Origin of the sequence: Sphingomonas sp. Leaf4, from assembly GCF_920939515.1 — a bacterium.
In the GTDB taxonomy this organism is placed as follows: domain Bacteria; phylum Pseudomonadota; class Alphaproteobacteria; order Sphingomonadales; family Sphingomonadaceae; genus Sphingomonas.
On the sequence record NZ_CAKLBB010000002.1, the window covers coordinates 361,600 to 387,200 of the forward strand.

Genomic DNA, 25,601 nt, shown 5'->3' on the forward strand with positions numbered 1-25,601 from the left:
CTTGCCCCCCTCTTGCCAGCAAGCACGCCCCGAGCGCAACATTCTTGCGTCAGCCGAAGCGATAGCCCGAGACGACCCAGCCCATCACCGTATCGCGATAATCGCACACCGCCGGCCCGTCGCCGCCTGCGCCCAGCGCCACCATCAGCGGTAACAGATGCTCGGCCTCCGGGTGGGCGAAGCGGGCATGCGGCAGCGTTTCCCAATCGATCACCCGCTGCGCCCGCGCCGCAGGATCGGGATCGGTGACGGCGGCGGTGAGTGCTGTGTCCCATTCGGTGGCGACCGGCGTCACCTGCGGTCCGCGTGCGCGCAGGTTGTGGAAGCTCATCCCCGACCCGACGATCAGCACGCCTTCGTCGCGTAGCGGCGCCAGCGCGCGGCCAAGCGCGACATGCGCCGCGGGATCGAGGCTGTCGATCAGCGAGAGTTGCACGAGCGGAATGTCCGCCCCGGGCACCGCGACCATCATCGGCACGAACACGCCATGGTCCCAGCCGCGCGTGGCTTCCCCGGCGGTCACGAACCCGGCCGCCGCGAGCAACGCCGCCGTCCGCCGCGGGAGCGCGGGCGATCCGGGCGCATTCCAGCGCAGGTGATAGGTGTGTTCGGGAAAGCCGTAATAGTCGAACAACAGGCCCGGCCGTTCGCCGACATGGACGGTCGGCACCGGCGCTTCCCAATGGCCCGACACCATCAGGATCGCCCGTGGTCGTTCCGGCAACGAGGCGAGGAGGCCTGCCAGATACGCTTCCATCGGTCGCCACATCGGATCGGGGGCCGCACCGGGGTTGAGGAAAAAGCACGGGCCGCCGCCGTGCGGGAGGAAAAGGGTAGGGAGCGTCATGCCCCGAACGTCGTCCCATCGCCGCCCCGCGACAAGGTGCTCGCAAGGAAACGACCCGTTTCGCTTGGCGTCGCGCCGCCGACCGCCCTACAAGGGGTCGGCATGAGCCGCCTGACCGTCAACAACAATCCGGTCGAATACCGAATCGATCCCGACACGCCGTTGCTGTGGGCGCTGCGCGACGTGTCGAACCTGACCGGCACCAAATATGGCTGCGGCACCGGGCATTGCGGGGCATGCGTGGTCGATGTCGATGGGCGCGCGGTCAAATCGTGCCAAGTATCGATCGGCAGCCTCGAAGGCACGTTCGTCACCACGATCGAGGGGCTGTCGCGTGATCGCAGCCATCCGGTGCAGGCGGCGTTTCTCGCGGCGCAGGTCGTGCAATGCGGCTATTGCGTGCCGGGGTTCGTGATGGCTGCCGCCGCGCTGCTGCGCCAGAACCGCGATCCCGGAGAAGCGGAGATCGCGCAGGCGCTCGATCATCTGTGCCGCTGCGGCATCTATCCCCGGCTGATCGATGCGGTGCGCCGGGCGGCGGCGGCGCAGCGCGGCGACACCGTGCTCGAACCACCCCCGCGCCCCGGCATCGATCGCGCCGAGGCCGCACGCGAGGTGCCGGCGCTCACCCCGCCGGAGTGACCGGTTCCATACGAACGAATCCTTTCAATCGCCTGTCATCGCCATTCAGCAACGGTTGATCGCTTGTCGGGCATAACGGCAGCATCGAAGCCGGCGATGTCTCCGGCGGTGGAGGAAGCATCATGAAGTCCCGTTTCCTGCTGGCACTGCTGGGTGCGACAACCCTGATCCCGGCAACCGCGATGGCGCAGGATGCGCCCGACCGTCCCGGCCCGCGCGGCCGCGAGCGGATCGAACGGCAAGGTGGCGGCGAAGCGCCGGGCGCGCGTGCCGAGTTCAACACCGCGGTACGGGTCGAGGCTCCCGAAGCCCGTGTCGAGCGTCCGCAGAGCGACGCCGGCCCACGTTGGCAGGGGCGGCCCGACCGGGGCGATCGCGGCGACGGCGGCAATGCGCGGCCCGACCGTCCGGATCGTGGCGAGCGTGGCGACGGCAACCGCTGGCAGGGCCGACCCGATCGTGGCGACCGTCCCGACGCCGGTGCCGGTGCCGGTGCCGGTGCCGGTGCCGGCTGGCAGCCGCGCCCGGATCGTCCCGCCCGCCCCGAAGGCGTCGATCGGCGCGAGTTCCCGCGCGATGGACAGGGTCAGGTCGATCGCGACGCGCTGCGCCGGCAATGGCAGGACGGCCGTCGCGGCGAATGGCAGCGCGATCAGCAGCGTGGCCAGCAACAGCGCGACCAATGGCAACGCGATCAACAGCGTGACCAGTGGCAGCGCGACCAGCAGCGCGGCGACTGGCAGCGTAACCGCGACCGTCGTGACGGCGGCTGGAGCCGCAGCGACGGCGACTGGCGCGACAACGGCCGCTATCAGAACGACCGGAACGATCGCAGCCAGTGGAACCGTGGGTGGCGCGCTGATCGCCGCTACGACTGGAACCGCTATCGCGACTCCAATCGTGGGCTGTACCGCCTGCCGCGCTATTATGCACCGCAAGGCTATGGCTATGGCTATCGTCGCTTCGGCATCGGCGTGACGCTCAATTCGTTCCTGTTCGGATCGAACTACTGGATCAACGACCCCTATTATTATCGTCTGCCCGAAGCGTACGGGGCCTATCGCTGGGTGCGCTATTACAACGACGCGCTGCTGGTCGACGTGCGGACCGGCCGGGTGGTCGACGTGGAATACGACATCTTCTGGTGATCCTGCCGTGCCGCGATGGTCGTAACCGACCGTCGCGGCACGTTATTGCTGGCGTTCGCCGCCGCCTTTCCGCAAAACCGTAACAAAAGATACGGGAGAGCGATTCGATGGCGGATGATCTGCGCGTGATGCGCGACGGCGACGTGCTGCGCCTGACGCTCGACCGGCCCGACCGGCTGAACGCCGCGCCCCCGGCACTGTTCGATGCGATCCGCGAATGTCTGGGCGATCTGGACGGCGCGCGTGCCGTCCTGCTGTGCGGCGAAGGGCGCGCCTTTTGCTCGGGAGCGGACATTGCCGCCGCCGCCGGCCTTGCGGATCCCTATGTAGCGCTGACCGATCACTATCACCCGACGTTGCAGGCGATCGCCGACCTGGACGTGCCGGTCGTCAGCGCGGTGCGCGGCGCGGCGGCGGGTATCGGGTGCAGCCTCGCGCTCGCCGCTGATTTCTGCGTCGCATCGGAGCGCGCCTATTTCCTGCAGGCGTTCATCAACATCGGCCTCGTCCCCGACGGCGGGGCGAGCTGGATGCTGCCGCGCCTGATCGGGCGGGCGCGGGCGGCGCGGATGATGCTGCTGGGCGAACGGATCGATGCCGCGACCGCGCTCGACTGGGGCATGATCCATGCGGTCGTGCCCGACGATATGCTGGAGGCGGAGGCGCTGGCGCTCGCCCACCGGCTGGCGGCGGGGCCGACTGTGGCGATCGGCCTTGCCCGCCGCAACCTGACCCACGCACTCGACAGCAGTTACCCGGACGCGATGGCGCGCGAGGCCGAGGCGCAGCGTACCGCGCGCGACACCGCCGACGCTATTGAAGGGGCTGGTGCGTTCGTCGCCAAACGAAACCCCCGCTTTCTCGGGCGTTGATGGCAAACCTCGACTTCACGGCCCGCATGGCCCAAGGAACTGCATGATGACCGGCCCGACGATCGACGACTGGCAGAAACTCGCCGCGCGCGAGGTGAAGGGCGCGGACCTCACCTGGACCACGCCCGAAGGGATCACGGTCAAGCCGCTCTATACCGCCGCCGACGCGCCCGATCCGGGGCTGCCCGGCTTTGCGCCGTTCACCCGCGGGGTAAAGGCGTCGATGTATGCCGGCCGGCCATGGACCATCCGCCAATATGCCGGGTTCTCGACCGCCGGAGAATCGAACGCCTTCTATCGTCGCAATCTGGCGGCGGGGCAGAAGGGGCTGTCGGTCGCGTTCGATCTGGCGACGCATCGCGGCTACGACAGCGATCATCCGCGTGTGGCGGGCGATGTCGGCAAGGCCGGGGTCGCGATCGACACGATCGACGACATGAAGATCCTGTTCGACGGCATTCCGCTCGACACCATGTCGGTCAGCATGACGATGAACGGCGCGGTGCTGCCCTGCCTCGCCTTCTACATCGTCGCGGCGGAGGAACAGGGCGTCGGCCCCGAAAAACTGTCGGGCACTATTCAGAACGATATTCTGAAGGAGTTCATGGTCCGCAACACCTACATCTATCCGCCCGAACCCTCGATGCGGATCGTGTCGGACATCATCGCCTATACCGCCGAGCATATGCCGCGCTTCAACAGCATCTCGATCAGCGGCTATCACATGCACGAAGCCGGGGCGACCGCCGTGCAGGAACTGGCGTTCACGCTGGCCGATGGCATGGCCTATGTCCGTGCGGCGATGGAGCGCGGGCTGGACATCGATGCGTTTGCCGGGCGGCTGTCGTTCTTCTTCGGCATCGGCATGAACTTCTTCATGGAGATCGCCAAGCTTCGCGCCGCGCGGACGCTGTGGAGCCGGATCATCGCCGGTTTCGGCGGCAACGCCCGCAGCCAGATGCTGCGCACCCATTGCCAGACCAGCGGCGTCTCGCTGACTGAGCAGGACCCGTACAACAACGTCATCCGCACCACCGTGGAGGCGATGGCGGCGACCTTCGGCGGGACCCAGTCGCTCCACACCAACAGCCTCGACGAAGCGGTCGCCCTTCCGACCGACTTCTCCGCCCGGATCGCGCGCAACACGCAGTTGATCCTTCAGGAAGAGACGGGAATGACCCATGTCGCCGATCCCTTGGGCGGCAGCTATTATGTCGAGGCGCTGACGAAGGAACTGGCCGACAAGGCATGGGCGCTGATCGAGGAGGTCGAGGCGGCCGGCGGCATGATCGATGCCGTCAACTCGGGGCTGCCCAAGGAACATATCGAACGCGCCGCCGCCGCGCGACAGGCGCGGGTCGACCGGGCCGAGGACGTGATCGTCGGCGTGAACAAATACCGGCTGGCGCAGGAGGACCCAATCGACATCCTGTCGATCGACAATGCCAAGGTCCGCACCGACCAGATCCGCCGTATCCAGGCGGTCCGCGCCGGCCGCGACGAGGCTGCGGCGCAGGACTGCCTGACTCGGCTGCGCGAAGGGGCGGCGCGCAAGGCCAATCTGCTGGCGCTGTGCGTCGCGGCGGCGCGTGCGCGCTGTACGCTGGGCGAAATGTCGGCGGCGATGGAAGTCACTTTCGGCCGCCATGCGGTGCAGGTCACGCCGGTCAAGGGCATCTATGGCCCGGCGCATGCCGACGATAGCGGCTGGCTTCGCGCCGGCGAGGGCGTGGCGGCGGTCGAGCGGCGGCTCGGGCGCAAGCCGCGGATGCTGGTCGCCAAGATGGGGCAGGACGGCCATGATCGCGGCGCGAACGTCGTCGCCAGTGCCTTTGCCGATCTGGGGTTCGAGATCGTGTCGGGACCGTTGTTCCAGACCCCGCAGGAAACCGCCGACCTTGCGATCGGACGCGGCGTCGACGTGGTAGGCGCATCCAGCCTCGCGGCGGGGCACAATACGCTGATTCCCGAACTCATCGCGCGCTTGGGCGACGCCGGGCGTAGTGATATTCGCGTCATTGCCGGCGGGGTCATCCCGCCGCAAGATTATGCGCTGCTCCGCGAGGCCGGGGTGGCGGCGATTTTCGGACCGGGCACCAATCTGGTCCATGCGGCGGCGGAAGTGTTGCGGCTGCTCGGCCACAATTTGCCGCCGGTTGGAGAGACTGTGGAATGAATGTGATGACTGCTCCGGTTGCCCCGGTCGATGGACGTACCCCCGCGCAGGCGGGGGCCCAGGGTAACGGACGTGACGCTTTGGATTCTGGGCTCCCGCCTGCGCGGGAGTGCGCCGAACAGGTTCGGCACAACTGGACCCGCGCGGAAATCGCCGACCTGTTCGACCTGCCGTTCGACGAACTGATGTACCGCGCGCAGACCGTCCACCGCGCGAACCATGCGGTGGGGCAGGTGCAACTCTGCACGTTGCTGTCGATCAAGACCGGCGGCTGCCCCGAGGATTGCGGCTATTGCTCGCAATCGTCCAGCGCCGACACGAAGTTGAAGGCCGAAAAGCTGATGGAGGTGCAGGCGGTGCTCGCCAGCGCCGCCGAGGCGAAGGCGGCGGGGTCGCAGCGGTTCTGCATGGGCGCGGCATGGCGCAACCCCAAGGACCGCGACATGGACGCGGTGATCGCGATGGTCGAGGGGGTCCGCGCGATGGGCATGGAAAGCTGCATGACGCTGGGCATGCTGACGCCCCAGCAGGCGCAGCGGCTGGCCGATGCCGGGCTCGATTATTACAACCACAATATCGACACCTCGCCTGAGAATTACGCCAACATCATCTCGACGCGCAGCTTCGAGGACCGGCTCGACACACTGGCGCATGTCCGCGCGGCCGGGATCAACGTGTGCAGCGGCGGGATCGTCGGGCTGGGTGAGACTCGCGCCGACCGCGTCGGCTTCGTCCATGCGCTGGCCACGCTGCCGCGCCATCCCGAAAGCGTTCCGGTCAACGCGCTGGTGCCGGTGAAGGGCACCGTGCTAGGCAACATGCTCGCCGACACGCCGTTGGCGAAGATCGACGACATCGAATTCGTCCGCACCGTCGCGGTCGCGCGGATCGCCATGCCGCTGAGCATGGTCCGCCTGTCGGCGGGCCGCGAGAGCATGGGCGATGCGACACAGGCGCTGTGCTTCATGGCCGGCGCGAACTCGATCTTCACCGGCGACCGGCTGTTGACCACCGGCAACGCCGGCGACGATGCCGACGCGACGCTGCTGGCGAAACTCGGGCTGACACCGATGGTGGCCGAGGAACCGATGCGGAAGTCCGCATGCTGCTAACGCTGCTGTTCCTCGCCGATGCGGTGGGCGGCAATTGCGCCAAGGCGCCGACGCAGGCGGCGGCGAACGATTGCGCGGCCTCGGGCTGGCGGGTGGCCGACGCCGACATGACCCGCGAATGGGGCGTCGCGCGCGCGGCGATGCTGGCGCGCGACGCGCGCGATACGACGCGCGGCGGCGGGTTCGGCTATGGCGCGGCGCTGCTGGAGAGCCAGCGCGCGTGGCTGAAATTTCGCGACACGCAATGCGTGCTCGAAGCCGGTGTCGATGGTCGCAGCGTCGACGGCGGCGACGCACGGCCGTTGGTGCGCTTTTCGTGCATGGAGCGCATGACGATCGCGCGGACGCAGGCATTGCGCCATCTGCGCGGCGGTTGATGCTGACCCCGGCAAACGGGGCGGATGAGGAGAGTGACGTGTTCAAGAAGATTCTGGTCGCCAACCGGGGCGAAATCGCCTGCCGCGTCATGCGCACCGCGCGGCGGATGGGGATCGCGACCGTCGCGGTCTATTCCGATGCCGATGCCCGTGCGCCGCATGTGCTGATGGCCGACGAGAGCGTCCGGCTGGGTCCGGCGCCCGCCGCGCAAAGCTATCTCGACCCCGAACGGATCCTCGCAGCCGCGAAGGCCACCGGCGCGGACTGCATCCATCCGGGCTATGGCTTCCTGTCGGAGCGCGAGAGTTTCGCGCGCGCCTGCGCCGATGCCGGTGTCACCTTTGTCGGCCCGCCGCCGGGTGCCATCGCGGCGATGGGCGACAAGATCGAATCGAAAAAGCTGGCGCGAGGAGCCGGGGTCAATGTCGTCCCCGGCTATCTCGGCGAGATCGCCGACACCGACGAGGCGGTGCGGATCGCCGCCGACATCGGCTATCCGGTGATGATGAAGGCGTCGGCGGGAGGCGGCGGCAAGGGCATGCGCCTCGCGTGGAGCGAACAGGACGTCCGCGAAGGCTTCGAGGCGACCAAACGCGAGGGGCTGGCAAGCTTCGGCGACGACCGCGTGTTCATCGAAAAGTTCATCGAATCCCCGCGCCATATCGAAATCCAGGTGCTGGGCGACCGCCACGGCAACATGGTCTATCTCGGCGAGCGCGAATGCTCGATCCAGCGCCGCCACCAGAAGGTCGTCGAGGAAGCACCCTCACCCTTCGTCACCCCGGCGATGCGCAAGGCGATGGGTGAACAGGCGGTCGCGCTCGCCCGCGCGGTCGGCTATCATTCGGCGGGCACGGTCGAACTGATCGTGTCGGGTGCGGACACCAGCGACGAGGGCTTCTACTTCCTCGAAATGAACACCCGGCTTCAGGTCGAGCATCCGGTGACGGAGGAGATCACCGGCCTCGACCTCGTCGAACAGATGCTGCGCGTCGCGGCGGGCGAACCGCTCGGTTTCACGCAGGACGACGTCAAGCTGACCGGCTGGTCGATCGAGAACCGCGTCTACGCCGAGGACCCGTACCGTTGCTTCCTCCCCAGCACCGGCCGCCTGACCCGCTACAATCCTCCCTCTCCTTCAGGGAAGGGGCCGGGGGCGGGTCAGTCCAAAGTCCGCGTTGACGACGGCGTGGTGGAAGGGGGCGAGATTAGCATGTTCTACGACCCGATGATCGCCAAGCTCGTTACCTGGGCACCGACCCGCGAGACTGCGATTGATGCGCAGATCGCCGCGCTCGACGCTTTCGAGGTCGCGGGCGTGGGCAACAACATCGATTTCCTGTCGGCGATCATGCAGCATCCGCGCTTCCGCGAAGGCGCGCTCACCACCGGCTTCATCGCCGAGGAATATCCGCAAGGCTTCCACGGCGCCCCGGCCGATGCAGCGTTGCTACGCAAGCTTGTCGGGATCGCGGTCGCCGCTGATCTCGACCGCAGCGACCGTGCCGCCGGTATCGATGGCCAACTCGGCGACCGGATCATCGGATCGACGCAGCGGGTGGTGACGATCGGCGATCACCGGTTCGAGGTGAGCGTCGATGGTCATTCGGGCGGGCTGCTGGTCAACATCGACGACGAAGCGCCGCTCGACATCACGATGCACTGGCGGCCCGCCGACCGGGTCGTGACCGCGCGGATCGACGGCGATCCGCTGACCGTGCGCATTGCCCGCACCATCACCGGCTGGCGGCTGACGACGCGCGGGCGCGTGCATGACGTCGCCGTCCTGCCGCCGCATGTCGCCGCACTCACCCGGCATATGATCGCCAAGGTCCCGCCCGACCTGTCGCGCTTCCTGCTCTGCCCGATGCCGGGGCTGCTGACCCGCGTCGAGGTAGCCGAGGGCGACCGGGTCGAGGCGGGCCAGCCGCTGGCGGTGGTCGAGGCGATGAAGATGGAGAACATCCTGCGCGCCGAACGCCCCGGCACCGTCGCGCGCATCGCCCATGCGCCGGGCGACAGCCTCGCGGTCGACGCGGTCATCATGGAGTTCGAGGGGTAGGGGACCATCCCGTTCGACCGTTACCGCTGAAACCGTCACCCCAGCGAAGGCTGGGGTCTCAAGCGGCTCCTGCTGTGCGCCATCACCGGGAGATCCCAGCCTTCGCTGGAATGACGTCGGCTCTGAACGGGCTGCACCCCAAAACACGACGCGCGCGGAACCCTTTGCCCGCCCGGTGCTTATCGGGCGGGTGACGATCGTTTCATCCGCGCAACCATGGTGGCAAGCCGCCACCATCTATCAAATCTATCCGCGATCCTTCGCCGATGCCAATGGTGACGGCGTGGGCGACCTGAACGGTATCGCGGACCGGCTCGACTATCTGGTCGACCTCGGCATCGACACGATCTGGATCTCGCCGATCTTCCCCTCGCCGATGGCCGACTTCGGCTATGACGTCGCCGACTACACCGGCATCGATCCGCGCTTCGGCACGCTCGCCGATTTCGACGCGCTGCTGGCGAAGGCACATGCGCGCGGCCTGCGCATCCTGCTCGATTTCGTGCCCAACCATAGTTCGAACCAGCATGCGTGGTTCCAGCAAAGCCGGACCTCGCGCGACGATCCGAAGCGCGACTGGTACATCTGGCGCGATCCTGCCCCGGACGGCGGCCCGCCCAACAACTGGATCAGCGATTTCGGCAGTCCGGCATGGACCTATGACGCGGCGACCGGTCAATATTATTCGCGCGCGTTCCTGCCCGAACAACCCGACCTGAACTGGCGCAACCCGGCGGTGCGCGCGGCGATGCTGGACGCGATGCGCTTCTGGTTCGATCGCGGCGTCGATGGTTTCCGGCTCGATGTGCTGTGGCATATCGTCAAGCACGCCGGTTTCCCCGACAACCCGCCCAACCCAGACTATCACCCTGGCATGGGCGAGATGCACCGCGTCCACCAGCTCCATTCGACCGACCAGCCCGAAGTCCATGTGATCGCCGCCGAGATGCGCGAACTGGCCGACCGCTACGGCGCGGTACTGGTCGGCGAAATCTACCTGCCGGTGCCGAAGCTGATGACTTATTACGGCAGCGCCGACCTGCCCGGCGTCCACCTGCCGTTCAATTTCCAGTTGATCGAGGCACGGTGGAACGCCGCCGACCTCGCCGCGCGCATCGTCGAATATGAAGCAGCGTTGCCGCCGGGCGGCTGGCCCAACTGGGTGCTGGGCAATCACGATCGCCCGCGCATCGCCACCCGCGTCGGGCCGGCACAGGCGAGGGTCGCGGCGATGCTGCTGCTGACGCTGCGCGGCACGCCGACGCTGTATCAGGGCGACGAACTGGGCCTGCCCGACGCCCGCATCCCCACCGACCGCGTGCAGGACCCGCGCGAGCTGCGCGAGCCGGGGCTGGGCCTCGGCCGCGATCCGGTCCGCACGCCGCTCCCATGGGACGCGGCGGGCGGCTTTACCATCGGCGAGCCGTGGCTGCCGGTCGATCCGGCGCACCTGCCGCTGAACGTCGCGGCGCAGGCCGCCGACCCGGCATCGATGCTCGCGCTCTACCGCCGCTTGCTGGCGCTGCGCCGCGCCACTCCGCCGCTGGCCACCGGCGCAATCGACACGGTGACGGCGAGCGGCGATGTCCTGCGCTACGACCGCAGCGACGGCACGACCCGCTATCGCATCCTGCTCAACCTCGGCGACACCCCGGTCCCGGTCCCGGTCCCGGTCCCGGTCGGGACGGTAGGGGCGGTCCTCACCACCGACCCGTCGGGCACCGCCGATCCCCATCTCCTGCGCCCCGCCGAGGGCGTTATCGTGAAAGTCTCCTGATGCGTATCGCCATGCTCGCCCCCATCGCGTGGCGCACGCCGCCGCGCCACTATGGTCCGTGGGAACTCGTCACCAGCCTGTTGACCGAGGCGCTGGTCGCGCGCGGCCTCGACGTGACGCTGTTCGCCACGCAGGACAGCCTCACTTCGGCGACGCTCGCCGGGGTGGTGCCCGCGCCCTATAGCGAGGACCCGGCGATCGATGCCAAGGTTTGGGAATTCGCCCATCTCGCCCATGTGTTCGAACGCGCCGGCGAGTTCGACCTGATCCACAACCAGGCCGATTTCCCCGCCCATGCCTTTTCGGGCCTCGTCGACACGCCGATGGTCACGACGATCCACGGCTTTTCGTCCGACCGCATCCTGCCGATGTACGCGCCCTATCAGGACCGCGTTCGCTATGTCGCGATCAGCGACGCCGACCGGCATCCGTCGCTCAAGTATGCTGCGACGATCCACCACGGCATTCCGCTCGGCGACTTCCCGTTCGATGCGGTGGGCAGCGACGATCTGCTGTTCTTCGGCCGGATGCACCCCGACAAGGGTGCCGCCGCCGCCATCGCCGCTGCGAAAGCGGTCGGCAAGCGCCTCCACCTCGCCGGCATCGTGCAGGACGACCGCTATTGGCACGAGGAGGTCGAGCCGCATGTCGATGGCGAGCGTGTCGTCTATCACGGCGCGGTCGGCGGCAAACGGCGCACCGACATGCTGGGGCAGGCGAATGCGCTGCTCCACCTGATCGGCTTCGACGAGCCCTTCGGCCTGTCGGTGATCGAGGCGATGGCCTGTGGCACGCCGGTCGTCGCCTATAACCGGGGATCGATGCCCGAACTGATCGAGGACGGGGTCAACGGCTTTCTTGTCGACACGCTCGACGAAGCCATCGCCGCGATCGGCCGGGCGGGCGAGATCGACCGGGCCGCCTGCCGCGCGCGCGTCGCCGAACGCTTCTCGGTCGAGGCGATGGCTGAGCGCTATCACGCCTTGTATCGCTCGATCCTTGGCCGATGAAACCGGCGTAAGGCGCTGTTTGTTAAGGTCTTTGCAATCCGAACGGAGAGGGCCGATGCCACGCGGCGACAAGAGCAGCTATACCGACAAGCAGAAGCGCAAGGCCGCGCATATCGAGGAAAGCTACGAAGCGCGCGGGCTTCCCGAAGAAGAAGCGGCGGGCCGCGCATGGGCGACGGTCAACAAGGACTCGGGCGGCGGCAACAAGTCCGGCTCAGGACGCGGCAAGCCCGACAGCCATGCCTCGGCCCGCGCCGGCGGCAAGGCATCGGCCGGGCGCTCCGCCGCCGATCGTTCGGCGGCGGCGAAGAAAGGGTGGGAAACCCGCCGCCGGACCGCCGACACCTGACCGGGACGCCAGCTCAGGCGTCGTCGCAGGCCGCTTCCAGTACGGCATAGACGAGGTCGAGGTCGTCCGCACCGATGCAATAGGGCGGCATGACGTAGAGCGTGTTGCCGAGCGGCCGGAGCAACACGCCCGCATCGCGGAACCGCGCGGTCAGATGCGGCACGATCGGCGAGAGATACCCCTCCGCCCCGCCCAGATCCAACGCGGCGATCGTGCCGATCCGCCGCGCCGCCGTGACCCGGGGATGCCGCGCCAGTCGCGCCAGCCGCTCCGCCTGCCGCTGCGCCAGCAGCGCGATCCGCTCGACGACCGGCTCCTCGCGCCAGATGGCGAGGTTGGCGTTGGCGGCGGCGCAGGCGACCGGATTGGCGGTGTAGCTCGACGAATGAAAGAACATCGTCGCCCGGTCCGGCCCGTGATGCGCCTGATAGATCGCTTCACTGGCCATCGTCACCGCCAGCGGGATCGCGCCCCCGGTCAACCCTTTCGACAGACACAATATGTCGGGCACTACCCCGGCCTGTTCGCAGGCGGTGAGCGTGCCGGTGCGGCCCCATCCGGTCATCACCTCGTCGGCGATGAACAGCACGCCGTGCATGCGACAGATCGCCGCCATCTCGGCCAGCACGGCGGGCGGATACATCATCATGCCGCCGGCACCCAGCACCAGCGGCTCGACGATGAACGCCGCCGCACCCGCCCTGCATGCCGCGTCGAGCGCATCGTAACTCGCCTGTTCGCGCCCCTCGACAGGGAAGGGGATGGTGCCGACATCGAACAGCAACGGCGCATAGGCCCGGTTGAACACCCCCCGCGCGCCCACCGACATCGCCCCGATCGTATCGCCGTGATAACCGTGTTCGAGCACGAGGATGCGATGCCGGTCCTCGCCCCGGTTGCGCCAGTATCCCAGCGCCATCTTCAACGCGACCTCGACGCTGGTCGATCCCGAATCGGAAAAGAACACCCGCGTCAGCGCTTCCGGCAAGATCGCGCGCAGCCCCGCCGCCAGTGTCTCGGCCGGTTCATGGGTCCATCCGGCAAAGATGATCTGGTCGAGCGTCTGCGCCTGGCTCGCGATGGCGGCGGCGATGCGCGGATGATTGTGGCCGTGCGTCGTCACCCACCACGACGAAATCGCATCGACGATCCGCCGCCCGTCGTCGGTCCACAACGCCGCGCCATCGCCGCGCACGACGCGCGGGATCGGCTCGCCCAGACCATGCTGGGTAAAGGGGTGCCAGATCGGCGAGTCGCTCACAGGAAATCGTTCCGGTCGAAATGGTCGGCGAACGCCGCTGCCAGCGTCACGGCATCCAGTCGATCGAGATGCGGCAGCCGCCCCAGCCGCCGGACGCCCCCCAGCCGGACGATCGTCGCCTCGCTGTCGGGCACGCTCTCGCCAACGAAGGCGATGCCGCGCACCGCCACCCCGCGCGCGCGCAACGCCTCGATCGACAACAGGCTGTGGTTGATCGTGCCGAGCGCGGTCCGCGCGACCAGCACCACCGGCACCCCCCAGCGCGCGAACAGATCGGCGAACGTCGTGGTGCCGACGATCGGCACCAGCACGCCGCCGGCCCCTTCCACCACCAGCGGCCCGGCCACCTGCGGCAATGCCAGCCGGTCGAGGTCGATCGTCACCCCGTCGATCGCGGCGGCGCGGTGCGGCGAACAGGGGGTGGCAAGCGCATAGGCTTCGGGCAGGATGCGATCGCCCGGCAGGCCCAACAGCCGCGCCACCCGCTCGCGGTCGGTCCCGTCGTCGGTCCCCGCCTGCACCGGTTTCCAGTAGGACGCGCCGATCGCCCCGGCCAATCCGGCGGCGAACACCGTCTTGCCGACATCGGTATCGGTCCCGGTGACGACGATCACGCTCACTGCAACCGCCCCAGCACCCCGGCCAGCGCCGCGACATCGTCGAGCGTCACGTTCAGCGTCAGCGAAATCCGCAGCCGCGCCGTCCCCACCGCGACGGTCGGCGGGCGGATGCCGCGCACGTCGAATCCGGCGGCCTGAAGCCCCTCGGCCAGCCGCATCGCCGCCACGTCCTCGCCGACGATCAGCGGCAGGATCTGCGATCCGGTCGCCTTCACGCCCAGCGGCGCCAGCAGCAGCGCCGCCGCGTCGATCAACGCGGCCAACCGCGCGCGCCGCTCCGGCTCGTCGGCCAGCATCCGCAACCCTTCGCGCACCGCCGCCGCCATCAGCGGCGAGGGCGCGGTTGAAAAGATGAACCCGCGCGCGCGGTTGACAAGGAACTCGCGCACCACCGCCGGGCCGCATACCAGCGCGCCCTCGCTGCCCAGCGCCTTGCCGCAGGTGCGCAGCGTCACGACGTTCGCCTGTCCCTCCAGCGCATGCGCGAGGCCACGTCCGTCGGGACCGAACACCCCGGTTGCATGCGCCTCGTCGATCAGCAGCATCGCGTCGTGCCGCTCGGCGACCGCCGCCAGCGCGTCCAGCGGTGCCCGGTCGCCATCCATGCTGTAGAGACTCTCGACTGCGATCCACGGCGTCCCCGTGCCGCCATCGCCACGCCATGCCCGGATCGCGTCCTCCACCGCATCGGCATCATTGTGCGCCGCCTTCACGGCGGGCGCCCGCGCCAGCCGCATGCCTTCATGCGCGCTGGCATGGACCAGCGCGTCGTGGACGATCAGGTCGCCCTTCTGCGGCAGCGTCGCCAGCAGCGCGGCATTGGCGGCGAACCCGCTCGAAAACCACAGCGCCGATTCGCTGCCGAAGAAGGCGGCGGCCTCCGCCTCCAGCGCGTCATGCTCGGCATGATTGCCGCGCAACAACCGCGATCCGCCCGCGCCGACCGCCACGCCGCGCGCCAGCGCATCGCGCACCGCCCCCGCCAGCCGCGCCGATCCGGCCAGCCCCAGATAATCGTTCGACGCGAAATCGACGCCGGCAATCGGCATCAGCCGCCGCCGCCGTCCGATCGCCGCCAGCCGGTCGAGATCGTCGGCATGGGGCCGCAGCAGGGCGGGAAAGGGAGTAGTCACGGTCACGGTCGCCGGCGCATATCGGCTGACGGACAAGCGTGCAAATCCATGCGCGCGCGATGGCGTCGCCCCGCAGGACCGGCTAGGTTGCGATCATGGCAGACGGCACCCCGATCCCGAACGATCCCGAAACTTCCGTGCGACGTGCGGGAGCGACCGGCACCGCCGCGCAGCCGCCGTCCGATCCGGTCGACGCGGTGGTCGACGCCCCGACCGAGGAACTGCGCCGCGACCGGCTGCTTGCCTCGCTCACGCTGATCGCCGGGGTCGGCCTGCTGCTCGCGCTGCCCTTCGCGCTTCAGGCGGGCGCGCGCTTCTTCCTGCCGCTCACCGCCGCGATCGTCATCGCCATCGCGCTGGTGCCGCTGCTCGAATGGCAGGAGCGTCACCGCGTTCCGGCACCACTCGCCGCGCTGTTCTGCGTGCTGTTGTTCCTCATCATCGCCAATGGCGCGCTGGCCTCGATCGTCGTGCCGGCATGGGGCTGGGCACAGATATTGCCTGAACGGATCGACCGGGTTCAGGCGAACGTCGCGCCGCTGATCGATTTCTACGCATCCCTCGAAAAATTCGTGAACGGCCTCATCACCAACGTCGCCAGCGCGCCCACGCGGCAGACGACCACCGCCGTCGCCCCGCCGCAATCGCTGCTCGACCTGTTCGCCACCTCGGCCCCGTCGGCGCTGCTGGAGATGTTCTTCGCGATCCTCGTGATCTATTTCTTCCTCGCCGGCTGGACCAACCTGCGCCGCGCGGCGATCACCAAGCGGACCAGCTTCGGCGGGGCGATGGCGACCGCGCGGGTGATCCAGAACGTCGTCGACGACACCTCGGCCTATCTCGGCACCATCACGCTCATCAACCTGATGCTCGGCGTCATCGTCGCGATCGCGCTGTGGTATATCGGCATGCCGACGCCCTTGATGTGGGGCGGCATCGTCGCGCTGCTCAATTACGTACCCTATCTCGGGCCGATCTTCGCCGCGCTGCTGCTGGCGCTGGGCGGGCTGATGACCTTTACCGACATCTGGTGGGCGTTGCTGCCGGCCGCGATCATGGTCGGCGCGCATCTGGTCGAGGCGAACGTCATCACCCCGCTGGTCGTCGGCCACCGCCTGACGATCAATCCGCTGATGATCCTCATTACCCTGAGCTTCTGGGGCTGGGTCTGGGGCACGCCCGGCGCGCTGCTGGCGGTGCCGCTGCTCATTATTATCCAGACGGTGCTGAAAGGCGCGGGCAAGCCCGACATCGCCGGCTTCCTGTTCGAACACGGCACGCTGATCCAGGATATTCCGCCGCCGCAAAGAAATACCGCGAACGGCAACACCGGCGTTGACAGCCCGGGAACGGCTCCGTAAAGCCCGCCTCCTCGCTAGAGAGCGGGTGTAGCTCAGTTGGTTAGAGCGCCGGCCTGTCACGCCGGAGGTCGCGGGTTCGAGCCCCGTCACTCGCGCCATTGCGCATCCTTTGGACGCGGTGGCCCTTCGCGAAGTTCCAGATCGTTACCGTCGATGTCTCGGACGCACGCCTAAACACGTCATCCCAGCGAAAGCTGGGATCTCCCGGTGACAGCACGAGGCAAGTGCCGCTTGAGGCTCCAGCCTTCGCTGTAGCGACGCTTGCCGGCGGCTGGATCGAGCTGCAGCGCTACGGGTCCCAACTTTCTGCAAGCAGGTCGTTGACAGGCCGGAACGGCGCTTCTAAAGCCCGCCTCCTCGCTAGAGAGCGGGTGTAGCTCAGTTGGTTAGAGCGCCGGCCTGTCACGCCGGAGGTCGCGGGTTCGAGCCCCGTCACTCGCGCCATTCCCCTCATGGGAACGGCGCCTACCGCCAGCGACCGGTTTCCATCCAGCGCAGCATTGCCCGCATCGGCAGCACCCACAACCACGCGATCCCGGCGACAAGATAGAAGCCAAGCTGCACCAGCCAGTGCCAGCCGCCGATCGTGCCGGACAGCATCGCCACCGCCACCGCCCACAGTATCAGCAGGACGAGAATGGCGAGCACGCCCACCGGTTTGCGCCAACTCGGCTCGTTCACAATATATCTCCAAAAATCCGAACGTCGCGTTCGGTGACGATCGCGTGCAGCGGCACGTCCCACGGATCGGCCGGTAACACCGCCACCTCCTGCACCTCCCACGCGATACCGATTCGCCGCGCGTGCGGATATTCGGCGAATGCCCGGTCGTAATGCCCCGCTCCTTGGCCCAGCCGGTTGCCGACCGCGTCGAACCCGACCAGCGGCGTCAGGATGATGTCGGGCATCACGCTTGCCGCATCGGCCGGCGGCTGGCGCAGACCGAACGGACCGGCGACCAGGGTCGCGGCCACCGCGAACCGGATTGGCGAGGTGCGGCCGATCACCACCGGCAGCGCCAGCGTAGCGCTGGCCGCCCGCACCGCATCGTCGAACGCCGCCGGATCGGCCTCGCTCGCGATCGGCACATAGCTGGCGACGACCAGCCCGGGCCGCAGCGCATCGAGGAACAGGGCAGGGGGCAGGATCGCCCCGCCACCACCGGCAACGAACGTATCGCGCAAGCCACGCAACCGCGCGCGCAGGGCACGTTTGTCGTTCATGATCGCATGGGGTGGCGGGACCACCATGGGCCGTTTGCCGGAGTATCCACCGACGCACAGTACGTCAGGTGGGGATCATGTACGTCAGACCAGGATCTGCGCAGGGACAACCCCCTTGGATGAAGAGATAGCCTCAGGGATAGTTCAAGGCTCGCACCGGGCAGTACCCGCCGACCCCTATGTAGGACGCGCGGCGGGGCAGGGCAATGGCGTGTGTATAGCTCTCCCTCGCCCCTGAAAGGGGAGAGGGATGCGCAGACTTGGCGTTTGCGAAGCAAATGCTTAGTCGAAGCTGGGAGAGGGGTAAGCGCTCGCACAAGCGAGCGCGCGCGCCCTCGGCGCGCTTCGCCCCTCTCCCAACCTCCGCTAGCCAGCAAGCTGGCTAGCTCCGGTATCCCTCTCCCCGATCCGGGGAGAGGGCGGCATGGCCCAGCCTCAATCCTCTGCCGGCTCCTCCAGCGCCGCCGCCACCGCTTCCAGCCGTTCGGCGATTCGCTCCAGCACCGCCGGGGGCAGTCCCGCCGCCGGGTTCGCCTCGCGCTCCGACAATTGGTCCGCCAGCATCAGCGCGATATACAGCAAGGTCCGCTCGGACGATCCGCCCGACGCGCGCTGCGCGGTGGCGGCATGCCGTTCCAGCATCGCGCCCAGCGCACGCAGCGACGATTCCTCGCCATCGCGACATGCTACCAGATGCGGCCGCCCAGCGACCGTCAACGTCACCTGCGCCATCAGTCCGCTCCCGCTTCCCTGGCGATCAGCGCGTCGATCGCGACGATCGCATCGGCCATCCGCGCCTTCAGCATCGTATGGCGCCGTTCGAGCGAATCGGTGGCGAAGGCACGCACCTGCCCGGCGCGCTCGATGCGCGCCAGCGCACGTTCGATCCGCTCGATCGCGGCGGTGTGGGGATCGTCGGTCATACCAGGAAGCTGGGATTGCTAAACATGTTAAACAAGATGGTACCTTGCCGGTTGACGGATCGTCGCCACGGTTCCAAAGGCTCGCGCGACACCGTTGTTTCCAGCGCCCAACAGGAGTGCGCGTGACCATTTCCCAGCTCGAACTCGCCAACGCCATCCGCATCCTGTCGATGGACGGCGTCGAAGCCGCCAATTCGGGGCATCCCGGCATGCCGATGGGCATGGCCGACGTCGCGACGGTCCTGTGGTCGAAATTCCTGAAATTCGATCCCGCCGACCCGCATTGGGCCGACCGCGACCGGTTCGTCCTGTCGGCGGGGCATGGATCGATGCTGATCTACTCGTTGCTCCACCTGACCGGCTATGCCCGGCCGACGATCGGCGACATCGCTTCGTTCCGCCAGCTCGGCAGCCCGTGCGCCGGCCACCCGGAGAATTTCGAGCTGCCCGGCATCGAATGCACTACCGGCCCGCTGGGGCAGGGCCTCGCGATGGCGGTCGGCATGGCGACCGCCGAACGCCACCTCAACACCGTGTTCGGCGATGACCTCGTCGATCACCGCACGTGGGTGGTGGCCGGCGACGGCTGCCTGATGGAAGGCATCAACCACGAAGCGATCGGCCTTGCCGGGCATCTCGGCCTCGGCCGGCTGAACGTGCTGTGGGACGACAACCGCATCACCATCGACGGGTCGACCGACCTGTCGACCAGCGAGGATATTCCCGCGCGCTACGCCGCGACCGGCTGGCATGTGGTATCGTGCGACGGCCACGACTTCGCCGATATCGAACGCGCGCTGGCCGAGGCGCTGGTCGATCCGCGCCCGTCGCTGGTCGCCTGCCGCACGGTCATTGGCAAGGGCGCGCCGAACAAGGGGGGCAGTCACAAGGTCCATGGTTCGCCGCTGGGGGCCGAGGAAATTCTGGCGACCCGCGCCGCCTTGCTGTGGGAACATGAACCCTTCCATCTGCCCGAGCCGCTGACCGATGCGTGGAAGGCAATCGGCGCGCAGGGGCAGGGCCTTCATGCGGCATGGAACGATCGGCTGGCAAGCCATTCGGATCGTGCCGAATTCGAACGTCGCATGGCCAACCGCCTGCCCGAAGGCTGGTCCTTGCGCGATCATGTCGCGTCGCTGATCGCCGAGCCGAAGAAGATCGCCACCCGCGTCGCCTCGTCGCTGGCACTCGAAGCGATCAACGCCGCGCTGCCCGAAACCATCGGCGGCTCGGCCGACCTGACCCCGTCGAACAACACCCAGACCAAGGCGCTCGTACCGCTGACCGCAACCGATTATGCGGGCCGTTACATCCATTACGGCATCCGCGAATTCGGCATGTCGGCGGCGATGAACGGCATGGCGCTGCACGGTGGCGTGCTGCCCTATGGCGGTACCTTCCTCGTGTTCGCCGACTACGCCCGCCCCGCGATCCGCCTGTCGGCGCTCCAGAATGCCGGCGTCGTTTATGTCATGACGCACGACTCGATCGGTCTGGGCGAGGACGGTCCGACCCACCAGCCGATCGAGCATGTGATGAGCCTGCGCCTCATTCCCGGCCTCGACGTGTACCGCCCGGCCGATGCGGTCGAGACGGCGGAATGCTGGGAACTGGCGGTGCAGCGCCGCGACGGTCCGTCGCTTCTCGCGCTGTCGCGTCAGAACCTGCCGCAACTGCGGGACGAAGCGAGCGAGAACCGCTCGGCGAAGGGCGCGTACCGTCTGAAGGCCGCGCAGGCCGACCGCCGCGTCATCCTGATCGCCAGCGGTTCGGAGGTCGAGATCGCGACCAACGTCGCCGCCGCCCTCGAAGCGCAGGGGATCGGGGCCGATGTCGTGTCGATGCCCTGCTGGTCGCGCTTCGACGCGCAGGACGCCGCCTATCGCGAGGACGTGCTGCCCCACGCCCGCCCGAGCGAAATCCTCCGCGTCTCGATCGAGGCGGGAACGACGATCGGCTGGGAACGCTACACGATGGTCGACGGCCTGCGCTTCGGCATCGACCGGTTCGGCGCATCGGCCCCGGCGGACAAGCTCTACGATTATTTCGGCCTTACCGCCGATGCCATCACCGCAAAGGTGCTGGCGCGGCTCGCGAACTGAGGGAGACGAGGATATGACGAAGGTAGCGATCAACGGGTTCGGACGCATCGGCCGTCTGGTGGCGCGCGCGATCCTCGAGCGCCCCGACAGCGGCCTCGACCTGGTGGCGATCAACGATTTGGCCGACGCCACGTCGAACGCTTGGCTGTTCAGCCGCGATTCGATCCACGGCAAATATCCGGGCGAGGTGTCGGCCGACGGTGACGATCTGGTCGTCGACGGCAAGCGCATCCGCGTGACCGCCGAGCGTGATCCCGCCAACCTGCCGCACGGCGAACTGGGCGTCGAACTGGTGCTCGAATGCACCGGCTTCTTCACCGATCGCGCATCGTGCCAGAAGCATATCGACGCCGGCGCGCGCCGCGTGCTGATCTCGGCGCCGGGCAAGAACGTCGACCTGACCGTCGTCTACGGCGTCAACCACGACAAGCTGGAGGCCGGCCACACGATCGTGTCGAACGCTTCGTGCACCACCAACTGCCTGGCACCCGTCGCCAAGGTGCTGAACGACAGCATCGGCATCGAACGCGGGCTGATGACCACGGTCCACGCCTATACCAACGACCAGAAGATCCTCGACCAGATCCACCCCGATCTGCGCCGCGCCCGCGCTGCGGCACTCTCGATCATCCCGACGACCACCGGCGCCGCCCGCGCGGTCGGCGAAGTGCTGCCCGAACTCAAGGGCAAGCTCGACGGTTCGGCGGTGCGCGTGCCGGTGCCGACCGGTAGCCTCATCGACCTGACCTTCACGCCGAAGCGCGACACGACGAAGGAAGAGGTCAACCAGTTGCTCAAGGACGCCGCCGAGGGTGCGCTCAAGGGCGTGCTGGAATATTCGACCGACCCGCTGGTGTCGGCCGACATCGTCCACACCCCCGCCTCGTCGACGGTCGACAGCCTTGAAACCGCCGTGCTTGACGGCAAGCTGGTCCGCGTCGTGTCGTGGTACGACAATGAATGGGGCTTCTCGAACCGCATGGTCGACACCGCGACCGCGATGGCGAAGCTCGGCTGAGTCCGATGGCGGGCGGTATCCTCAAGGGCATCGCCCGCCACGCCTTCTCGCGCGGGCCGATCGAGCTTGTCCCGTCGGTCCGCGTGACCCGCGAGGGCGGGCTCGACGGCGATTTTCGCGGCAGCCTGAAACCCGGCCGCAACAAGCGGCAGGTGTCGCTGATGGAAGTCGGCGACTGGGCGCAGGCGATGACGCTGATCGGCCACGACCTGCCGTGGTGGGAACGCCGCGCCAACCTGCTGGTCGAGGGGTTCGACCTGCCGCAGACGCTGGGCGCGCGCATCCGCGTCGGCGCGGTGCTGCTCGAAATCACCAAGGAATGCGATCCGTGCAGCCGCATGGAGACGATCGCCGAAGGCCTGCGCGCCGCGCTCACCCCCGACTGGCGCGGTGGTGCGCTGGCGCAGGTGGTCGAGGGCGGCACCATCGCCGTCGGCGACGCGATCGAACTGGAACAACCCCGTCAGGGCAGCGCCCGGGAGCGATAACATGAGCCGGAATTTCAAGACGCTCGACGACATGGGCGACCTGACGGGCAAGCGCGTGCTGGTCCGCGAAGACCTGAACGTGCCGATGGCCGATGGCGCGGTCAGCGACGACACCCGCCTGCGCGCGACCGTTGGCACCGTCGGCGAACTGGCCGATCGCGGCGCGATCGTGCTGATCCTCGCCCATTTCGGCCGGCCCAAGGGGCAGCCGAACCCTACCATGTCACTCGCCCCGGTCACGAAGCCACTGGCGGAGGTGCTGGGTCGCGAAGTCCGCTTCGTCGACTGGGACGGCGCGGCGGACGCGATCGCGACGATGCAAAGCGGTGACATCGCCGTGCTGGAAAACACCCGCTTCTTCGCCGGCGAGGAGAAGAATGACGCGCAACTCGTTGAGAAGATGGCAGCGATCGGCGACTATTACGTCAACGACGCCTTTTCGGCGGCGCACCGCGCCCATGCCTCGACCGAGGGGCTGGCGCACCGGCTCCCCGCCTTCGCCGGGCGGCAGATGGAAGCCGAGTTGGACGCGCTCGACAAGGCGCTGGGCAATCCGCAGCACCCGGTCGCGGCGGTCGTCGGTGGCGCCAAGGTATCGTCGAAGCTCGACGTGCTGAAGCATCTGGTCGGGCAGGTCGATCACCTCATCATCGGTGGCGGCATGGCCAACACCTTCCTCGCGGCGCGCGGCGTCGATGTCGGCAAGTCGCTGTGCGAGCATGACCTGACGGGCACGGCGGACGAGATCTTCGACGCGGCGGAAAAGGCCGGCTGCACCATCCACCTGCCCTATGACGTGGTGGTCGCGACCGAGTTCCGGCCGAACCCTGCAACCCGCACCGTCAACGTCCACGAAGTCGCCGCCGACGAGATGATCCTCGACGTTGGTCCCGCCGCCACCGAGGCGCTGGGCGATGTGCTGAAGAACTGTCGCACGCTGGTATGGAACGGCCCGATGGGCGCTTTCGAGACGCCGCCGTTCGACGTCGCGACGGTCGCGCTCGCCCGCACGGCGGCGGCGCTGACCACCGACGGTTCGCTGGTGTCGGTTGCTGGCGGCGGCGATACCGTCGCCGCGCTTAACCAGGCGGGCGTCTCGGGGCAGTTCAGCTTCATCTCGACGGCAGGCGGCGCCTTCCTCGAATGGATGGAAGGCAAGGAACTCCCCGGCGTGGCGGCGCTGGCCCGCTGAGGCTGACTGCCAAGGCTGAACACCCCGTCAGCCTTGGCGGCTCTCCCGGCCACCCACTAGCCGGTGTCTGCATTTGCAGGATTTTCAATCGCCGGTAGTTCTGATTCAAGGCTGGCGAAGGAGGCAAGCCTTGAGCAGACGGACGCTGACGGACGAGCAATGGGATCGGATTGCGGGGTATCTTCCTGGACGTGAGGGGACGCGAGGGCGCAGCGGCGTGGACAACCGGCTGTTCGTGGATGCGATCCTGTGGATGGCTGGGAACGCGGCACGCTGGCGAGACCTGCCGGAGGTATTCGGGAAGTGGACCGGGGTGCACGCCCGCTTCCGGCGCTGGTCGCATGCCGGTGTCTGGGAACGGCTTTTCCACAGCCTGGCCGACACGCCGGACTTCGAATACGTCCTGATCGACAGCACCATCTCGAAAGCCCACGCCGATGCCAGTGGGGCAAAAGGGGGGCTGAAGCTGCCGCGATCGGCCGGTCGCGTGGTGGGCTGACGACCAAGCTGCACGCTGCGGTCGACGCCATCGGCCTGCCGATCCGCATTCATCCGACACCCGGGCAATGGGCCGATCGTCCCCAGGCCGAGACATTGCTGGCAGGCTTGAACGGCGTAAGTCCCGTCATTGCCGATGCCGCTTATGATGCCGACGCGCTACGCGCCTTCATCGCCGACGATCTTGGCGCGAGCGCACACATAAAGGCCCATCCCAACCGAATCGCTAGGCCGGCCATCGACTGGCGCCTCTACAAGGAACGCCATCAGGTCGAGTGCTTCTTCAACAAGCTCAAGCGCTTCCGTCGTATCGCCCTGCGCTGCGAGAAAACCATCACCGCCTTCATGGGCTTCGTCCACCTCGCATGCGCCATGATCTGGCTACGATAAATGCAGACGCGGCCTAACGTCATTCCGGCGCAGGCCGGAATCCATACACGCTGACGTAGCGCCTCCAGCCGTTCAGACTCGGCTAAGACCACTATCCGAACTATCTGAAAACCAAGAAATTTGGTTCATGCGGAGGCGCGGAGGAGTTGCGCCAGCGGTGACGCCCCCCGCGCCAGCGACTTCAACGTCCGTGGCAACCGGACGCGGCGTCTCCCGATCGCGCACCACGCGCCCGGAACGAACCTCCTCCGCGCCTCCGCGTCTCCGCGTGAACCCCATATCCTTTCTCTCGAACCGCCCGCCCCGAAGCGCACCCACTCTGCGCCTCCGCGCCTCCGCGCCTCTGCGCGAACAACTCCTTCTTCAAAGCCCCCGCACCCCCCAACAATCCGCTTGATCCCCCCGCCAACCCCCGCTACCCGTTCAACACGTTAAACGGAAGGCGGCCCCCGCGTGCTCGGCGTACGACTCGATACCGAACTGGAAGAACGGCTGGCGAATGTCGCCCGCTCGCAGGGCCGCTCGAAGAGCGACATCGCCCGCGACGCGGTGCGCCGCTACGTCGAACTGCATGACGAGGCGTTCCGCGCCGAAGCCCGCCGCCAGTCCGAACGCGCCGCCGCGCGCGACGACGGCGCCGACTGGGCCTTTTTCGACCGGGTGGAAGCGGAGGACGGCCGGTGGAAATAAGACGCGGCATGATCGTGCTGGTCGAGGGGCCCGAGGCGCTGGCGATCAAGCGCCGCCCGTTCCTCGTCGTCCAGTCAGACCTGTTCAACGAGGCCCATGCCTCGGTGACGCTGGTCCCGATGACGAGTCTCACCGGTGGCGAAACGCTGTTCCGCGTGCCCTTTGCGCCCTCCGACACGACCGGCATCACCGTCGAGAGCGAGGCGCAGGTCGACAAGATCAAGACGCTGCGCCGCAGCCGCATCGTGCGCGTGCTGGGGCAGGCGACCGCCACATCCATGGAACAGGTCGACCAGGCGCTGCGGCGCTGGCTGGCCCTCTAAAACAAG

At 67.8% G+C, this 25,601-nt stretch carries 26 protein-coding genes and 2 tRNA genes; 20 read left to right on the forward strand and 8 right to left on the reverse strand.

The window, feature by feature from the left end; genetic code table 11:
* Positions 1-49: 49 nt before the first annotated feature.
* Positions 50-847: a DODA-type extradiol aromatic ring-opening family dioxygenase gene (locus tag LRA89_RS04190; RefSeq protein WP_230769126.1), complete on the reverse strand. Its 798-nt coding sequence runs from the start codon at positions 845-847 to the stop codon at positions 50-52.
* 102 nt (positions 848-949) lie between these two features.
* Here LRA89_RS04190 and LRA89_RS04195 point away from each other — a divergent pair, with 102 nt between their 5' ends.
* From LRA89_RS04195 to LRA89_RS04240, 10 genes are all read left to right on the forward strand, one after another.
* The gene (locus LRA89_RS04195; RefSeq protein ID WP_056494352.1) at positions 950-1,489 is read left to right on the forward strand and encodes a (2Fe-2S)-binding protein; all 540 of its coding nucleotides are present in this window, start codon (positions 950-952) and stop codon (positions 1,487-1,489) included.
* A 122-nt stretch (positions 1,490-1,611) separates the two neighbouring features.
* Positions 1,612-2,637: an RcnB family protein gene (locus LRA89_RS04200; protein WP_230769127.1), complete on the forward strand. Its 1,026-nt coding sequence runs from the start codon at positions 1,612-1,614 to the stop codon at positions 2,635-2,637.
* 107 nt (positions 2,638-2,744) lie between these two features.
* Positions 2,745-3,509 carry an enoyl-CoA hydratase-related protein gene (locus LRA89_RS04205; RefSeq protein ID WP_230769128.1) on the forward strand — a complete coding sequence of 255 codons (765 nt, stop codon included), beginning with the start codon at positions 2,745-2,747 and terminating at the stop codon, positions 3,507-3,509.
* A 43-nt stretch (positions 3,510-3,552) separates the two neighbouring features.
* The gene (gene scpA, locus LRA89_RS04210; RefSeq protein WP_230769129.1) at positions 3,553-5,685 is read left to right on the forward strand and encodes a methylmalonyl-CoA mutase; all 2,133 of its coding nucleotides are present in this window, start codon (positions 3,553-3,555) and stop codon (positions 5,683-5,685) included.
* Positions 5,686-5,765: 80 nt separating this feature from the next.
* The gene (gene bioB / locus LRA89_RS04215; RefSeq protein ID WP_230769130.1) at positions 5,766-6,797 is read left to right on the forward strand and encodes a biotin synthase BioB; all 1,032 of its coding nucleotides are present in this window, start codon (positions 5,766-5,768) and stop codon (positions 6,795-6,797) included.
* Positions 6,788-7,174 carry a lysozyme inhibitor LprI family protein gene (locus tag LRA89_RS04220; protein WP_230769131.1) on the forward strand — a complete coding sequence of 129 codons (387 nt, stop codon included), beginning with the start codon at positions 6,788-6,790 and terminating at the stop codon, positions 7,172-7,174. The genes bioB and LRA89_RS04220 overlap by 10 nt, the downstream gene beginning before the upstream one ends.
* A gap of 38 nt (positions 7,175-7,212) precedes the next feature.
* Positions 7,213-9,237 carry an acetyl-CoA carboxylase biotin carboxylase subunit gene (locus tag LRA89_RS04225; protein ID WP_230769132.1) on the forward strand — a complete coding sequence of 675 codons (2,025 nt, stop codon included), beginning with the start codon at positions 7,213-7,215 and terminating at the stop codon, positions 9,235-9,237.
* A gap of 190 nt (positions 9,238-9,427) precedes the next feature.
* The gene (locus LRA89_RS04230; protein WP_230769133.1) at positions 9,428-11,014 is read left to right on the forward strand and encodes an alpha-amylase family glycosyl hydrolase; all 1,587 of its coding nucleotides are present in this window, start codon (positions 9,428-9,430) and stop codon (positions 11,012-11,014) included.
* Positions 11,014-12,024: a glycosyltransferase family 4 protein gene (locus LRA89_RS04235; protein ID WP_230769134.1), complete on the forward strand. Its 1,011-nt coding sequence runs from the start codon at positions 11,014-11,016 to the stop codon at positions 12,022-12,024. Before LRA89_RS04230 ends, LRA89_RS04235 begins: the two co-directional genes overlap by 1 nt.
* A gap of 55 nt (positions 12,025-12,079) precedes the next feature.
* Positions 12,080-12,373, forward strand: coding sequence for a plasmid stabilization protein (locus LRA89_RS04240; protein WP_230769135.1), 294 nt, complete (start codon positions 12,080-12,082; stop codon positions 12,371-12,373).
* Positions 12,374-12,386: 13 nt separating this feature from the next.
* On the opposite strand, the gene LRA89_RS04245 is transcribed toward LRA89_RS04240, so the two are convergent.
* From LRA89_RS04245 to LRA89_RS04255, 3 genes are read right to left on the reverse strand one after another with little or no spacing between them, the layout of a single operon-like run.
* Positions 12,387-13,634 (reverse strand): adenosylmethionine--8-amino-7-oxononanoate transaminase, encoded by a 1,248-nt coding sequence (locus LRA89_RS04245; protein ID WP_230769136.1) that lies wholly within the window; start codon positions 13,632-13,634, stop codon positions 12,387-12,389.
* Positions 13,631-14,254: a dethiobiotin synthase gene (gene bioD, locus LRA89_RS04250; protein WP_230769137.1), complete on the reverse strand. Its 624-nt coding sequence runs from the start codon at positions 14,252-14,254 to the stop codon at positions 13,631-13,633. Before bioD ends, LRA89_RS04245 begins: the two co-directional genes overlap by 4 nt.
* The gene (locus LRA89_RS04255) at positions 14,251-15,387 is read right to left on the reverse strand and encodes an 8-amino-7-oxononanoate synthase (RefSeq protein WP_443024934.1); all 1,137 of its coding nucleotides are present in this window, start codon (positions 15,385-15,387) and stop codon (positions 14,251-14,253) included. Before LRA89_RS04255 ends, bioD begins: the two co-directional genes overlap by 4 nt.
* Before the next feature lie 95 nt (positions 15,388-15,482).
* On the opposite strand from LRA89_RS04255, the gene LRA89_RS04260 reads away from it, so the two are divergent.
* The 3 genes from LRA89_RS04260 (at position 15,483) to LRA89_RS04270 (ending at position 17,192) form a co-directional block, all read left to right on the forward strand.
* Positions 15,483-16,748, forward strand: a complete 1,266-nt coding sequence (locus tag LRA89_RS04260; protein WP_230769138.1) for an AI-2E family transporter — start codon at positions 15,483-15,485, stop codon at positions 16,746-16,748.
* Between the two features lie 21 nt (positions 16,749-16,769).
* Positions 16,770-16,846: transfer RNA gene (locus tag LRA89_RS04265), tRNA-Asp, on the forward strand.
* Between the two features lie 269 nt (positions 16,847-17,115).
* Positions 17,116-17,192 (forward strand) — tRNA-Asp (locus tag LRA89_RS04270).
* Positions 17,193-17,213: 21 nt separating this feature from the next.
* Here LRA89_RS04270 and LRA89_RS04275 read toward each other — a convergent pair.
* The 4 genes from LRA89_RS04275 to LRA89_RS04290 form a co-directional block, all read right to left on the reverse strand.
* Entirely contained in the window at positions 17,214-17,429 is a 216-nt protein-coding gene (locus LRA89_RS04275; RefSeq protein WP_230769139.1) for a DUF2842 domain-containing protein, read from the reverse strand.
* The gene (locus tag LRA89_RS04280; protein ID WP_230769140.1) at positions 17,426-17,971 is read right to left on the reverse strand and encodes a 5-formyltetrahydrofolate cyclo-ligase; all 546 of its coding nucleotides are present in this window, start codon (positions 17,969-17,971) and stop codon (positions 17,426-17,428) included. Before LRA89_RS04280 ends, LRA89_RS04275 begins: the two co-directional genes overlap by 4 nt.
* A 435-nt stretch (positions 17,972-18,406) precedes the next feature.
* A complete protein-coding gene (locus tag LRA89_RS04285; protein ID WP_230769141.1) occupies positions 18,407-18,703 on the reverse strand; it encodes a cell division protein ZapA in 297 nt (98 codons plus the stop codon).
* Entirely contained in the window at positions 18,703-18,894 is a 192-nt protein-coding gene (locus LRA89_RS04290; protein ID WP_055755899.1) for a hypothetical protein, read from the reverse strand. The genes LRA89_RS04285 and LRA89_RS04290 overlap by 1 nt, the downstream gene beginning before the upstream one ends.
* Before the next feature lie 122 nt (positions 18,895-19,016).
* Between LRA89_RS04290 and tkt the strand changes: the two genes are divergently transcribed.
* From tkt to LRA89_RS04325, 7 genes are all read left to right on the forward strand, one after another.
* Positions 19,017-20,996 (forward strand): transketolase, encoded by a 1,980-nt coding sequence (gene tkt / locus LRA89_RS04295; RefSeq protein WP_230769142.1) that lies wholly within the window; start codon positions 19,017-19,019, stop codon positions 20,994-20,996.
* A gap of 13 nt (positions 20,997-21,009) precedes the next feature.
* Positions 21,010-22,014, forward strand: coding sequence for a type I glyceraldehyde-3-phosphate dehydrogenase (gap, locus tag LRA89_RS04300; protein WP_056494386.1), 1,005 nt, complete (start codon positions 21,010-21,012; stop codon positions 22,012-22,014).
* Positions 22,015-22,019: 5 nt separating this feature from the next.
* Positions 22,020-22,502, forward strand: coding sequence for an MOSC domain-containing protein (locus LRA89_RS04305; RefSeq protein WP_230769143.1), 483 nt, complete (start codon positions 22,020-22,022; stop codon positions 22,500-22,502).
* Position 22,503: 1 nt separating this feature from the next.
* Complete coding sequence (locus LRA89_RS04310) at positions 22,504-23,694, forward strand: phosphoglycerate kinase (protein WP_230769144.1); 1,191 nt, start codon at positions 22,504-22,506, stop codon at positions 23,692-23,694.
* Between the two features lie 130 nt (positions 23,695-23,824).
* Positions 23,825-24,582, forward strand: a protein-coding gene (locus LRA89_RS04315) for an IS5 family transposase (RefSeq protein WP_230769145.1) whose coding sequence is annotated in 2 segments (ribosomal slippage) — positions 23,825-24,143 and positions 24,143-24,582 — 759 coding nt in all. Because the reading frame shifts where the segments join, the coding sequence is not laid out codon by codon here.
* 453 nt (positions 24,583-25,035) lie between these two features.
* Positions 25,036-25,272, forward strand: coding sequence for a ribbon-helix-helix protein, CopG family (locus LRA89_RS04320; protein ID WP_055755911.1), 237 nt, complete (start codon positions 25,036-25,038; stop codon positions 25,270-25,272).
* Positions 25,263-25,595, forward strand: coding sequence for a type II toxin-antitoxin system PemK/MazF family toxin (locus LRA89_RS04325; protein WP_230769146.1), 333 nt, complete (start codon positions 25,263-25,265; stop codon positions 25,593-25,595). Before LRA89_RS04320 ends, LRA89_RS04325 begins: the two co-directional genes overlap by 10 nt.
* Positions 25,596-25,601: the final 6 nt, after the last annotated feature.